Annotated in this window: 12 protein-coding genes; 8 read left to right on the forward strand and 4 right to left on the reverse strand. The window is 72.2% G+C overall.

From position 1 onward, the window contains the following. Window positions 1-164: 164 nt before the first annotated feature. Complete coding sequence (locus ABZX40_RS02115) at window positions 165-374, forward strand: hypothetical protein (protein ID WP_355749032.1); 210 nt, start codon at window positions 165-167, stop codon at window positions 372-374. 36 nt (window positions 375-410) lie between these two features. On the opposite strand, the gene ABZX40_RS02120 is transcribed toward ABZX40_RS02115, so the two are convergent. Together ABZX40_RS02120 and ABZX40_RS02125 are read right to left on the reverse strand one after the other, a co-directional pair. Next, complete coding sequence (locus tag ABZX40_RS02120; protein ID WP_355749035.1) at window positions 411-1,991, reverse strand: AarF/ABC1/UbiB kinase family protein; 1,581 nt, start codon at window positions 1,989-1,991, stop codon at window positions 411-413. Continuing rightward, a complete protein-coding gene (locus ABZX40_RS02125) occupies window positions 1,984-3,201 on the reverse strand; it encodes a TOMM precursor leader peptide-binding protein (protein ID WP_355749038.1) in 1,218 nt (405 codons plus the stop codon). Before ABZX40_RS02125 ends, ABZX40_RS02120 begins: the two co-directional genes overlap by 8 nt. A 362-nt stretch (window positions 3,202-3,563) precedes the next feature. Here ABZX40_RS02125 and ABZX40_RS02130 point away from each other — a divergent pair, with 362 nt between their 5' ends. The 4 genes from ABZX40_RS02130 to ABZX40_RS02145 all read left to right on the forward strand — a co-directional run bounded on the left by ABZX40_RS02130 (window position 3,564) and on the right by ABZX40_RS02145 (window position 7,929). Further along, window positions 3,564-4,244: a M48 family metallopeptidase gene (locus tag ABZX40_RS02130; RefSeq protein WP_355749041.1), complete on the forward strand. Its 681-nt coding sequence runs from the start codon at window positions 3,564-3,566 to the stop codon at window positions 4,242-4,244. A 435-nt stretch (window positions 4,245-4,679) separates the two neighbouring features. Continuing rightward, on the forward strand, window positions 4,680-6,464 hold the full coding sequence (locus ABZX40_RS02135) for a TerD family protein (RefSeq protein WP_355749044.1): 1,785 nt from the start codon (window positions 4,680-4,682) through the stop codon (window positions 6,462-6,464). A gap of 8 nt (window positions 6,465-6,472) precedes the next feature. After that, window positions 6,473-7,150: an AIM24 family protein gene (locus ABZX40_RS02140; RefSeq protein ID WP_355749047.1), complete on the forward strand. Its 678-nt coding sequence runs from the start codon at window positions 6,473-6,475 to the stop codon at window positions 7,148-7,150. 26 nt (window positions 7,151-7,176) lie between these two features. Next, window positions 7,177-7,929 (forward strand): AIM24 family protein, encoded by a 753-nt coding sequence (locus ABZX40_RS02145; RefSeq protein WP_355749050.1) that lies wholly within the window; start codon window positions 7,177-7,179, stop codon window positions 7,927-7,929. A gap of 180 nt (window positions 7,930-8,109) precedes the next feature. Here the strand turns inward: ABZX40_RS02145 and ABZX40_RS02150 are convergent, their stop codons facing one another. Further along, window positions 8,110-8,658, reverse strand: coding sequence for an NUDIX domain-containing protein (locus tag ABZX40_RS02150; RefSeq protein ID WP_355749053.1), 549 nt, complete (start codon window positions 8,656-8,658; stop codon window positions 8,110-8,112). Beyond that, entirely contained in the window at window positions 8,655-10,112 is a 1,458-nt protein-coding gene (locus ABZX40_RS02155) for a zinc-dependent metalloprotease (RefSeq protein ID WP_355749056.1), read from the reverse strand. Before ABZX40_RS02155 ends, ABZX40_RS02150 begins: the two co-directional genes overlap by 4 nt. 192 nt (window positions 10,113-10,304) lie before the next feature. Here ABZX40_RS02155 and ABZX40_RS02160 point away from each other — a divergent pair, with 192 nt between their 5' ends. The 3 genes from ABZX40_RS02160 (at window position 10,305) to ABZX40_RS02170 (ending at window position 12,486) form a co-directional block, all read left to right on the forward strand. Continuing rightward, complete coding sequence (locus ABZX40_RS02160) at window positions 10,305-11,423, forward strand: SDR family oxidoreductase (RefSeq protein ID WP_355749059.1); 1,119 nt, start codon at window positions 10,305-10,307, stop codon at window positions 11,421-11,423. A 210-nt stretch (window positions 11,424-11,633) separates the two neighbouring features. After that, window positions 11,634-12,122 carry a molybdenum cofactor biosynthesis protein MoaE gene (locus ABZX40_RS02165; protein ID WP_355749062.1) on the forward strand — a complete coding sequence of 163 codons (489 nt, stop codon included), beginning with the start codon at window positions 11,634-11,636 and terminating at the stop codon, window positions 12,120-12,122. A 175-nt stretch (window positions 12,123-12,297) separates the two neighbouring features. Next, on the forward strand, window positions 12,298-12,486 hold the full coding sequence (locus ABZX40_RS02170; RefSeq protein WP_355749065.1) for a hypothetical protein: 189 nt from the start codon (window positions 12,298-12,300) through the stop codon (window positions 12,484-12,486). Window positions 12,487-12,558: the final 72 nt, after the last annotated feature.

Here is a 12,558-nt window from a genome sequence, read left to right on the forward strand (position 1 = left end):
CGACACCCTCCCCAAACGCCAACGTCGGCCTTCAAGACCACAACCGGGTCTTGAAGGCCGACGTCACGCCGGAAGCCGGATTAGCCAACAGCGTCGTCCGAACGGACCGGACCCCGCGGTGCGTTGTGTCCGGAATCGCCCCGGTACGGGGTTATCGTCACCGGATGACGAGTGATGCCGGAGGCAGTGACGAGGACGGCCCGGCGACAGCGGCCCGCACCCTGGTGTGCGCCCGCTGCGGAACGCCCACCGAGGGACCGCGGCTCACCTGGACCTGCTCCGTGGAGAACGGTGTCCGTCAGTACTTCTGCGACACCTGCTCCCGGGAGAACCTCCGGGCGATCGAAGGGCGGCTCGACTCGTCCTGGTGGTAGCGGCGGGCCGCCGGGGGACGACGACGGGTAGGGGGGTCATGCCCCCGCGGCTGTCCGGGGTTCGGTCCGCGGCTCGGGCAGGGGCCCTTCCGTGCTGCCCTCCGCCTTACGGGGCCCCGACCCGACGCCCCCTGTCTCGCTGTCCGGTGCCTCCGTCGGCCCTGTGTCCCCGGGCTCGTCGCCCAGTACCTCCGTCGGCCCGGCAGCCTCAGACTCGTCCCCCTCGTCCCACTCCTCAGCCTCTTCGAACTCTTCGAACTCTTCGACCTCGTCCTCCGGATACTCCTCCGTCAGGAACCCGGGCAGCCACTCCTCCAGTTCGTCGCGGAGCCGGACCGTCGCGCCGAGCTGGCACAGGACGCCGATGGTGCTGAGCGTCACACGGTGTATCAGGAGATAGGCCGGAGGCAGATTGAGCTGCTTGCCGAGCTGGTGCGCGGGAGAGCGGACATCGGCGATCCGGGCGGCCTGGCTGCGCATCCAGGCGCGGGTGAAGGTGAACGCCTCGACCCGGGCCGGTTCGATGATCGGCAGCAGATAGTCCAGGACCGCTTCCGGGTCCAGCTCTATCGACTCCTTGACGAAGCCCTCCGCGCACAGCATCTCGTAGACCGCCTCCGCCTCGCCGTCCAGCGTCAGGCGCAGGCTGTCGCCGATGGGCTCGGGCAGGCCGCCCGGAAGCCGGTCGACGGTGCCGAAGTCGAGGACACCGAGCCGCCAGCCGTCCGCGCCCTCCGGGCAGCCGGGCAGCAGCCGGAAGTTGCCGGGGTGCGGGTCGGCGTGCAGCAGGCCGGTGCGGGCCGGGCCGGAGAAGAGGAAGCGGGCCAGGAGCTGACCGGCGCGGTCGCGCTGCTCATCGGTGCCGTCCGCGATGATCTCCGACAGCGGGATGCCGTCGATCCACTCGGTGATCAGTACCTGGTCGCACTGCTGGACCACGGCCGGGACCAGGACGTCCGGGTCGTCCGCGAACTCCTCGGCGTGCACCCGCTGGGACTCGGCCTCCAGGGCGTAGTCCAGCTCCTCGGAGACCCGGTCGCGCAGCTCCGTGATCAGTGGCTTGATGTCCATGCCGGGGATCAGCGGACCCAAGAGACGGGAGAAACGGCTCAATTGGTTCAGATCGGACAGCAGGGCCTCGCCCGCGCCCGGGTACTGGACCTTGACCGCGACCTCCCGGCCGTCCCGCCACACCCCCCGGTGCACCTGGCCGATGGAGGCCGCCGCCGATGGCTTGTCCTCGAACTCCAGGAACAGATCACGCCAGTCCTCGCCGAGCCGCTCGGCCAGCACCGCGTGCACCGTGCGGGTCGGCATCGGGGGAGCGGCCTCCTGGAGCTTGGTCAGCGCCGCCCGGTACGGTCCCGCGATCTCCTCGGGCAGGGCGGACTCGAAGACGGACAGCGCCTGGCCGAACTTCATCGCACCGCCCTTCAGCTCGCCGAGCACCTTGAAGAGCTGTTCCGCGGTGCGCTGCTGGAGCTCACGGCCGACCAGCTCCGCTGATTCGCCCACGATCCGCTTGCCCAGGCCCCAGGTGGCCCGTCCGGCGAAACCGAGCGGGAGCGCGGCGAGCTTGGCGGTCCGGGTGACCGCCTTCCGGGGAAGATCAGACATGCGCCCTCCAAGTGCCGGACGGCCGCGCCGCGCCGGGGGTGTGGCCCGACGTCCTCGACGACCGCTGCACCGCCATTGTCTCGTGCGACGGCCCTTCCTCGGAGGTGTGTTCCGTCCTACCTTTCTCCGCCGCCCCGCACGGACACGCCGGATGCGGTGAGACCGGCCGTGCGTGCCACTGGAGAACGGGCAGCGACACCTCCCAGCGGACGCCCGCGCCGGACGGCTCCCGGCCGTCCAGGAAGGCCAGCGCATGGGCGGCGGCCAGGGCGGCGACCGTCGTGGCCAGCGTCAGATCGCAGGCGCGCACCTGGCGCCGCCGGCCGCCCGAGCGCCACTGGGTGACCAGCCGGGGCCAGTCCGGATCGCGGTCCGTCCGGGCCTCCTGGAGACAGCCCGCGCAGCCGGTCTCACCGGGCAGGACCAGGGGCCCGACCACCCCCGTCGCCTCGACCACCCCGGCGTACAGATGGGGTGTGCCGGACTCCAGGAACGGCCGGGCCGTCTCAGGAGCCGGGGCATGGACCGCCACATCGTCGCGCGGCGCCAGGACCACCAGCGACAGTCCCGGATCGCCGCTCTCCTCCGCCGGGCCGGGGGTGTGGCGCGGCGCCCGGTCCGGGGCGGCACGGCGCACCGCGCGGCGGGCCGCGTCCACCCGGTGCTCGCCCACCGACTCGGCCGACAGCCCGCCCGGCGCCACATCCCACGGCTCCACCTTGCCGATGTCACGCACATCGACCTCACCGACCCCGGCGCCCGACAGCAGCGCCGCCAGCGACACCCCCACCCGGCCCGCGCCCAGCACCCGGACCCGCATCGCACGCCGGGCCGCCAGCCGGGCCAGGGCGTCACCCGGCTCCGAGGTGGTCACGGACAGGGACGCGTGATCCGGGCGCAGCCGGTCGAGGACCTCCTTGCGGGCGCGCAGGGCGTCGGCGGCCGGACCGCCGCCCCGGGCGTCGTCCAGCAGCCCCGAGCCGGACAGCCGGTCCACCAGCGCGTCGACATGGCCGTCCGGCAGATCCATCCGGCGGGCCTCCTCGCGCAGCAGCGGCAGCCCCCGCGTGCCGTTGAGCAGCTCCAGGAAGTGCCCGGTCGCCGTGTCCATCGGCCCCAGGGTCATCGCGTGCGCCGGTGCCATGCCGAACTGCACGGTGTTCAGATCACGCCAGCCGCGCCGCAGCGCCGGTTTCACCATCGGATGCATGTCAGGCCCCCGTAGCCCCAGAAGTACGAGCAGTGCAGTGGTGCACAACCCCAGTAGTTCAGCCGCTCACCCACTCAGTAGCTCAGCCGCTCAGTGGTGCAGAAGCGCAGAAGTCCGGAAGTGCGCAAGTCCGGAAGTGCGGAAAATCCAGATAGATGCCTTCGCCGGTGGAATCGCTTCGGGAGCGCTCCGGCCCCCGCTCCGCCGACGGGATTCAGCATGCACGGGCCGGGCGGCGGAGGCCGAAAGTTGTCCACAGGTAGCGGGTATTCGTCGTACAAATCAGACGCTTGGCGGGGGATCGGCAACGGAACGGTTCCGGAGTCAAGACTTCACTCATGTGCAGCGGGTAACGTCGGGGCGTGCCCGCCGACCCCCTGCACAGCGCCGGAACGCCACAGCGCAGCACGACGAGCCAGCCGCCGAGCGGCTCGGGGGCGAGCGCGATCGAGGTACGCAGGAGCGCCCGTCGACGACGGACGGTCTCGGCGTACCGCGAGGGCGATCGCACCGTCGTGCTCATCCCTGCCCGGATGTCCGAGGCGGAGGAGCAACGCTGGGTGAGCGTCATGCTGGACAAGTTGGCCGCCCAGGAGAGCAAGCGGGTCCTCGGCGACGCCGAGCTGGCCGAGCGTGCCGAGCGGCTGTCGGCGCAGTACTTCGGCGGCCGGGCCCGCCCGGTCTCGGTGCGCTGGGTCACCAACCAGAACACCCGCTGGGGCTCGTGCACGCCCTCCGACGGCAGCATCCGGCTCTCCCACCGGCTCCAGGGGATGCCCGAGTACGTCGTCGACTACGTCCTCCTCCATGAGTTGGCCCATCTGCTGGTGCCCGGCCACGGGCCGCGCTTCTGGCGGCTGCTGGAGGCGTATCCCCGCACCGAGCGGGCGCGCGGCTATCTGGAGGGCGTGGTCGCCGCCGACCGGCTGCCGCATCTACCGGGCGCGCGCGAGGGGCGCGGAGACCGGGACCCTGATACGGACACGGACCCCGATACCTACGCGGATACCGATACCGATACCGAGAGCGGCGCCGGGAGCTAGGGCGAGTCCGGCACTTGAACCGCCCCCGCGCGTGAGTGGCCGTCCACCGCGAGCACGCTCTCCAGCAACCGCCCCCGCGCGAGAGCGGCGTCCGCCGACGAGCACACCGTCCGGCGACCGTCGCCGAACCGCTCGCGCGCGAGCAGCCCTCCTGACCCGCGCCGACACCAAGCCCGACCACCGGAAGACCCCCCCGCGCGCGAGCGCCCCTCCACTGCACGCACCCCGCCGCGCGCCCGCACCCGAGCCCCCTGCGAGTGGCCACCATCGCCCCGCACATCAGCCGCGCGTCAACGCTCACCCACGCCCCGTGATCTCTTCATGGCCGGGAGTCTTCGTTCTGTACCGGGTCTGTACCGACTTCGTCCGTTGTCCGGGATTGCCGTTAGCCTGACGCGACGCACTCGCATTCGGGATGGGGGACGGTCGTAGCGTATGGCCAGGGAATTCCAACGCGGCCACAAGGCCAAGGTCAGTGATCTCACCGCGGGGACCGATCTGTATGTAGGCGTGCAGATCTCGGGGCCCGGACTGAGCTTCGACATCAGTTGCTTCGGACTCGACGCCGATGAACGGCTCTCCGACGACCGGTACTTCATCTTCTTCAATCAGCCGAAGTCCCCGGAGGAGTCCCTTCAGCTGCTGGGTGCCCAGGCGGGTGACACGGAGTCGTTCCGGGTCACCCTGGACCAGGTCCCGCAGCAGATCCAGAAGCTGTCGTTCACGGCGGCGCTCGACGGCGCCGGGCAGTTGTCGCAGATCGGCCCCGGGTACATTCGGATCGTCGCGGGCGGCGAGGAAGTGGCCCGCTACCCCTTCGACGGCTCGGAGTTCAGCACCGAGCGAGCCGTGATGCTGGGCGACTTCTACGTGAAGGACGTCTGGCGGTTCGCGGCGGTCGGACAGGGCTTCGACGGCGGTCTGGACGCGCTGCTGAAGAACTTCGGCGGCGAGGTCGCGGAGGAGGAGACACCGGCCGCGCCCGAGCCGCAGCCCGGTGCCGGAGCGGGGGGCGCCACCCCCGGTTTCGCGCCCCCCGCCCAGGCCGCCGCACCACCCGCCTTCGGGGCACCGCCCCCTGCGCCCGCCCCGGCCCCCGTGGCACCCGTCCCGCCCCCGGCCCCGGCTCCCGCCCCCGCGCAGGGCTTCGCCCCGCCCCCCGGCGCGACCCCGCCCCCGGCCCCGGCACCGGCCCCCAATGTGCACTCCGCGCAGACCGTCGTCGCGCCCCTGCACACCCCGCCCGCCGGCACGGTCCCGCCCCCGGGCGCGCCGCCCGCCGCTCCCGCCGCGCCGCAGAGCGCGCCCCAGGGCGGCCCGTTCACGCCTCCCGGCGGCGCCCCGGCCGGAGGTCCGTTCACGCCTCCCGGCGCGGCCCCGGCAGGCGGTCCCTTCGCACCTCCTGGCGCACCCCCCGGAGCCCCCGCGGGCGGCCCCTTCACCCCGCCCCCCGGCGCCCCCGTAGGCGGCCCCTTCACGCCCCCGCCCGGCGGTGGACCCGGCTTCCCGGGGCAGGGCCAGCCCTTCGGCGGCGGCGTCCAGCTCGCGCCCGTGCCGCAGGAGGCCGGGCTGCGGAATGTCCTCGCCAGGTACGCCGAGGCACCCGTCGGCGACCGCTGGACCGAGCAGAACCCCGAGCTGGTGCGCGCGACCCTCTCCAAGGGCGCCAACATCCTCGCCAAGCAGGGCTCCATGGTCGCCTACCAGGGCGACATCGACTTCGCCCACAAGGGCTCCGGACTGCTCGGCAAGCTCACCGGGCAGCTCACCGGCCAGGGCATGGCCCTGATGCGCTGCTCCGGCGACGGCGAGGTGTTCCTCGCCGACGAGGCCAGCCGGCTCTTCGTGATCCGGCTCCAGGGCGAGCAGATCTACACCAGCGCGCGGGGCGTCCTCGCTTTCGACGAGTCCCTGGACACCGAGATCCGCCGTATCGAGGGCGCCGGACTGCCCGGCGGCGGACTGTTCAGCATGCTGTTCTCCGGCACCGGCGCGGTCGTCGTCAAGACCCGAGGGGTGCCCGTGGTGCTGCCCGTCGGACCGGCCACCTATGTGGACGGCAACGCCGTCATCGCCTGGTCCGCGGGCGCGCAGGCGGTCACCACCACCTCGCTCAGGCTGCGCCGCTCCGGCTACGCCCGGCAGAACTCCGAGGCCATCAACCTCCAGTTCCGCGGCGCGCCCGGCAACTTCGTCGTCGTCCAGCCCTTCGAGGTGTGAGGCAGTCCATGGACCTCCAGTCACTTCACGCGCAGCGCTCCGCGCCCACCGGCGTCCGGATGGGCGTGCACAACGCCAAGACGCTCAAGGTCACCATGGTCAGCGGCCAGGACCTGTACGCCAAGGCCGGCTCGATGATCGCGTACGACGGCTATGTGCAGTTCGACGCGGCACCCGGCACCCTGCGCCGCACGGCCGAGGAGATGGTCACCGGCGAGGGCGGCAAGCTGATGCTCTGCCGCGGCGACGGCGAGCTGTATCTCGCGGACTACGGCGGCGAGGTCCTCGTCGTCCATCTGAACAACGAGGCGATCTCCGTCAACGGCCCCACCCTGCTGGCCTGCGACGCCTCCCTGGGGCTGACCATCGAGCCGGTCAAGGGCCTCGCCAAGCTCTCCGGCTCCGGGCTCACCAACCTCGTCATCCGGGGCACCGGCTGGGTCGCCCTGGTCACCCGGGGCATGCCGATCTCCCTGGACTGCGCCGAGCGCGAGACCTATGTCGACCCGGACGCGCTGATCGCCTGGACCGACGGCCTCGACATGAAGGCCCGCCGCACCATGAAGGCGAGCGCGCTGATCGGGCGCGGCAGCGGCGAAGCCTTCCAGATCGGGTTCAAGGGGCAGGGTTTCGTGGTCGTCCAGCCCAGCGAGGACACCGGCGACCGTTTCAAGATCCGTGGCTGACCGGGGCTGAGAGGAGCACCAGCACAATGCACAGCACACTCTTCGCGCACATCCCGGTGGAGCACACCGCGCGCTACACCCTCCAGAATCCGCAACTCCTCAAGACCGACGTCACCCTCGGCAACGGCCCCGTGCTGGCCCGGCAGGGCGCCATGGTGGCCTTCGAGGGACAGGTCGAGTTCGACAGCCAGTACCGCAACCGCAGCTGGCGCAATGTCGAGCGGATGACCGGCGAGCAACTGGAGCTGATGCGCTGCAAGGGCACCGGGATCGTCTATCTCGCCAACTTCGCGCAGTACCTGCACATCATGGACGTCGGCCCCGGCATCACCGTCGACAGCTCCGCCGTGCTGGCCTTCGACGGCTCGCTGGGGGTCGGCATCGTCGCCATCGACAGCGCCGTCGAGGTCGCCTCGGCGGGCGCCTACAACCTGGAGCTGTCCGGCGCCGGGCAGGTCGTCCTGATGACCTCGGGCGAGCCGCTGGTCCTGGAGGTCACCCCGGAGAAGAACATCTGCTGCGACTCGGACGCGGTCATCGCCTGGTCCACCTCGCTGCGCACCCAGCTCCAGGCGCCCACCTCGACCTCGGCCGTCTGGCGCCGCCGCGGCTCCACCGGCGAGGGCTGGGAGATGCACTTCTCCGGTACCGGGCACGTCCTGGTGCAGCCCAGCGAGCTGCTCCCGCCGCAGCACGTCCGCGCCTCCGGCATGCTCGGCCAGTTCGGCATGGGCTCCGGCGGCCTCAGCGGAAACTCCCTGGGCGGCAGCCGCAACTAGCAGCGGCAACTAGCCAGCAGCCGCAACCAGCAGCGGCTTCGTCGGTACTCAGCTGTAAGGGGCGCCCGCATTGCGGATGCCCCTTACACAGCTCAGCCCCCTACACAGCCCAGCCCCTTACACAGCTCACTGCCTTTTACACAGCTCACCCGGCACCCCGGGACCCCGCCGCCGGGACGATCACTCCCCGAGCCGCTCCCGCGCCGCCCCCAGCAGCCGTACGACGGAGTCGTCGGCCACCTCCGCGACCTCGTCATAGCCGAACCAGCGCACATCGAGCGACTCGTCACTCACCGTGTGCGGCGCGTCCGAGGGGGCCAGGGCGGCGTACTGGACGTCGTAGTGGACGTGGCAGGGCGCGGGGATCGGATGGCGGTCCAGGCGCACCGGGCCGCCCGGCAGCAGGCTCAGCCCCACGACCCCGGACTCCTCGGCCGCCTCCCGCAGGGCCGCCGCCGCCAGCGTGGCGTCGCCCGGCTCGCAGTGGCCGCCCATCTGGAGCCACATCCGCAGCTTCCTGTGCAGGGTGAGCAGCACGCGCCCGCGCGCGGGGTCGATCACCAACGCGCTGGCCGTGACATGCCCCGCGTGGCAGGACTTCCACAGTCCGTCCGGGTGGGCGGCGAGATGGTCCAGGTAGGACTGACGCAGCTCCCCCTGCTCCCCACCGGCACCCCCGGGACCCTCATAGCCCTTGAGCACGAGGACCGCGTCGTCGTACAGACTCACTCGGCGTCGCCCTTGCCCTCGCCCTTGCCGCCGTCCTTGCCGCCGTCCTCGCCGTCGGCGTCGCCCTTCTTCAGATCGGGCTTGCCGCCCCCCGCCGCCTCGCCGAGCATCTTGTCCAGCTCGGAGAAATCGATCTGCTCGCGGTGCACGAAGCCGTCCGGGTCGTCCAGGTCAGAGGCCGTCGGCAGCATGTCCGGGTGGCTCCACAGGGCGTCGCGGCCGTCCACCCCGCGCGCGTCCGTCAGGGACGCCCACAGCCGGGACGCGTCGCGCAGCCGGCGCGGACGCAGCTCCAGGCCGATCAGCGTGGCGAAGGTCTGCTCGGCCGGACCGCCCGTGGCCCGGCGCCGGCGCAGGGTCTCGCGCAGCGCGTCGGCGGACGACAGCCGGGGCTTGGCGGCGGCGTGCACCACCGCGTCGACCCAGCCCTCGACCAGCGCCAGCGCCGTCTCCAGCCGGGCCAGCGCCGCCTTCTGCGCCGGTGTGTCCTCGGGCTGGAACATGCCCTGCTGGAGCGCCTGCTGAAGCTCCTCGGGGTTCTGCGGGTCGAACTGGCCGACCACGTCCTCCAGCTTCGTGGTGTCGACCTTGATCCCGCGCGCGTAGCCCTCGACCGCGCCGAACAGATGGGCCCGCAGCCAGGGCACATGCGCGAAAAGACGCTGGTGGGCGGCCTCGCGCAGGGCGAGATACAGCCGCACCTCGTCCTTGGGCACGCCCAGGTCCTTGCCGAACGCCTCCACGTTCAGCGGCAGCAGCGCGGCCTTGCCGATGGGGCCCAGCGGGAGGCCGATGTCGGTCGAGCCGACGACCTCGCCCGCGAGCACGCCCACGGCCTGCCCGATCTGCGTACCGAACATGGCGCCGCCCATGGAGCGCATCATGCCGATCAGCGGACCGGCCATGGCCTGCATCTCCTCCGGGAGGATCTCGCCCATGGCGCCGCCCACCCGCTCGGCGACCGGGTCGACCAGCTCCTTCCAGGCGGGCAGCGTCGCCTCGACCCACTCCGCGCGGCTCCACGCCACCGCGGTGTTCGCGCCGGACGGCAGCGAGGTCGCGTCGTCCAGCCACAGATCGGCCAGCCGGACGGCCTCCTGCACGGCCGTACGCTCGGCGGGGCCCACGCTCGCGTCCTTCACACCGTCGGCGGTGCCCTGGGCCACCGTCTGGCGGGCGATCTGCTTGGCCATGTCCCAGTTCACCGGGCCGCCCTCGTAGGAGAGCATCTGGCCCAGCTGCTGGAACGCGGCGCCCAGGTCGGTGGGGTTCAGCGACCCGAACATGGCGGCGAGCGGATTGTCCGCACCGGGGCCACCGGCCCCGGACGGCCCGAAACCGAACGGATTGGCCGGTCCCTGACCACCACCGCTCTCCTGGTCCTTCTTCTTGCCCTCGTCGCCGTCGTCCGGCTCCTCCGGCGGAAGGCCGAATCCGAATGGGGTGTCACTCACGGGATTCCTCGGCTGGTAAGGCCACCGGTTCTTTCCGGCGGCACGACTGCCCTACAACACCACCCAGCCTAGACACCCCGGACGGATAGGGCCTCGGTGCTTCGCCCGCAGCAGCGCTGCGGCAGGATGGATGCCACCTGGTACGTACGCGTCACGCGCGCTACGTACGTAGACAACCGCTGGAGACGCCCGGTGAGTTCCCCAGATCCGCAGGTTCGCGCACCGCGAAACCACTCAACCCCCTCGCCCGCCCCCTCGACCGGGCCCGTCGTCGCGGTCACCGGCGCGGCGACCGGTGTGGGCGCGATGCTCACCGAGCGGCTCGCCGCGTCCGGGGAGGTCAGGCAGGTGATCGCCATCGACGAGCGCCGCGGCGAGTGCGCGGACGCGCGCTGGCACATCCTGGACGTCCGGGACCCGGCCATCGCCGACAAGCTGCGCGGCGCCGATGTGGTGGTGCACCTGGCGCTCGACCTGGACCTGGAGACGGATTCCGCCGCCCGCACCGCGTACAACGTACGGGGCACCCAGACCGTGCTGACCGCCGCCGCGGCGGCCGGGGTGCACCGGGTGGTGCTGTGCACGTCGGCGATGGTCTACGGGGCCCTGCCGGACAATGAGCTGCCCCTCTCGGAGGACGCCGAGCTGCGGGCCACCGCGGAGGCGACCGGCGTCGGCGATCTGCTGGAGATCGAGCGGCTCGCCCGGCGTGCCCCGCGCGCGCATCCCGGGCTCAATGTGACCGTCGTCCGGCCCGCTGTGCTGGTCGGCGGCACGGACACCGCGCTGACCCGGTACTTCGAGTCACCCCGGCTGCTGGTGGTGGCCGGGTCGCGGCCCGCGTGGCAGTTCTGCCATGTCGAGGACCTGTGCGGGGCGCTGGAGTACGCGGTGCTGGAGAAGGTGGAGGGGGAGCTGGTCGTCGGGTGCGACGGATGGCTGGAGCAGGAGGAGGTCGAGGAGCTGAGCGGGATCCGGCGCATGGAGCTGCCCTCGGCGGTCGCCCTGGGCGCGGCGGCCCGGCTGCACCGGATCGGCCTGACGCCGTCCCCCGCCGGTGACCTCGCGTACACGATGTACCCCTGGGTGGTGAGCGGCAGCAGGCTGCACGACGCGGGGTGGCGTCCGCAGTGGACCAACGAGGAGGTGCTGGCCGAACTGCTGGACGAGGTCGCCGGGCGGCACACGGTGGCCGGACGCCGGCTGGGGCGCAAGGACGCGACGGCGGCGGGGGCCGCGGGGGCGACGGTGGCGCTGCTGGGGGCGGCGGCGGTGGTGCGGCGGGCACGGAAGGCACGGCGGCGGATCTGAGGGCGGGCCCCTGTGCACGGCGTAGCCCGCGCGTGTCACGGCGTGTCGCTCACCCGCGCGCGGGTGCCTTCCCGAGAGGGGGGTACCCCCAGCGCCCGCCTGCGCTGCCCTGCGGCACGACTGCCCGCAACCGGGGGAGGGCAGCTCGCGGTCCGGCGGGGAAACGGAAACGGTATTCCGTCGTCCGGGAGCGTCGGGCACGATGGGGGCATGGCAGCTACCCACGATCACACCGTTCGCAGCGCTCACCCCGATCATCCGGGTGAGCGGGCCGGTGAGGAGCCCGTTCGGCTGATCGGTGTCCGGGAGACCCCGCTCTCCGTCGACGAGGTGTTCGCCGCCGTGGGGGACGCCGCCGCCGGTGGCATCGCCCTGTTCGTGGGGACCGTGCGCAATCACGACGGCGGTTCCGATGTCGACGGGCTCGGCTACTCCTGCCACCCTTCCGCGGAGGCGGAGATGCGGCGGATAGCCGAGAAGGTCGCCGCCGAGTACCCGGTCCGCGCGCTGGCGGCCGTGCACCGCGTCGGGGACCTGAGGGTCGGGGACATCGCCGTGGTCGTGGCCGTCGCCTGTCCGCACCGGGGCGAGGCGTTCGACGCCTGCCGGATGCTGATCGACACCCTCAAGCACGAGGTGCCCATCTGGAAGCACCAGACGTTCTCCGACGGCACCGAGGAATGGGTCGGCGCCTGCTGACCCCGGCCCGGCCCGTCCAGGCCCCCCGCCAACCCCCTTGCACCCCCTCCGCTTGCGTAACCGCACCCCTGCCGTGAGCGTTGTCAGTGCGGATGGTTAATCTGCTGATCAGTCAGTTTCAGTCGGTTGCGGACGTTCGGTCGGTTGCGGACGCATCTGGGGTTGGGAGGTCGGCATGGCGGCGCTCGCCTGGTTGCTGATTCCGCTGGTGGCCGCGATTGCCGCCGGGCTGTGGGGAAGTTGGGCCAACCGCACCCGCAAGGCCCGCGGTGACGGCCCCGAGCTGGACGGGTACGCCAGATTCCGGGCGGCGATGGAGAAGTCCAGCACCCCGGCGCCGGAGGACTCCCGCACGGGTTCCTGAGCGGCCCCGGTGCCCGGTCGGGCCGTCCCTCGCCCCGACCGGCCGCCCTGACGGTGCGCTGACAGAACCGTC

The organism is Streptomyces sp. NPDC004610 (assembly GCF_040609715.1).
Lineage (GTDB): Bacteria > Actinomycetota > Actinomycetes > Streptomycetales > Streptomycetaceae > Streptomyces.

Bases quoted from the DNA above. Each gene is read 5' to 3' on its own strand.
- ABZX40_RS02115 (WP_355749032.1), top strand. From the start codon at position 165: ATGACGAGTGATGCCGGAGGCAGTGACGAGGACGGCCCGGCGACAGCG.
- ABZX40_RS02120 (WP_355749035.1), bottom strand. From the start codon at position 1,991: ATGTCTGATCTTCCCCGGAAGGCGGTCACCCGGACCGCCAAGCTCGCC.
- ABZX40_RS02125 (WP_355749038.1), bottom strand. From the start codon at position 3,201: ATGCATCCGATGGTGAAACCGGCGCTGCGGCGCGGCTGGCGTGATCTG.
- ABZX40_RS02135 (WP_355749044.1), top strand. From the start codon at position 4,680: ATGGCCAGGGAATTCCAACGCGGCCACAAGGCCAAGGTCAGTGATCTC.
- ABZX40_RS02140 (WP_355749047.1), top strand. From the start codon at position 6,473: ATGGACCTCCAGTCACTTCACGCGCAGCGCTCCGCGCCCACCGGCGTC.
- ABZX40_RS02145 (WP_355749050.1), top strand. From the start codon at position 7,177: ATGCACAGCACACTCTTCGCGCACATCCCGGTGGAGCACACCGCGCGC.
- ABZX40_RS02165 (WP_355749062.1), top strand. From the start codon at position 11,634: ATGGCAGCTACCCACGATCACACCGTTCGCAGCGCTCACCCCGATCAT.
- ABZX40_RS02170 (WP_355749065.1), top strand. From the start codon at position 12,298: ATGGCGGCGCTCGCCTGGTTGCTGATTCCGCTGGTGGCCGCGATTGCC.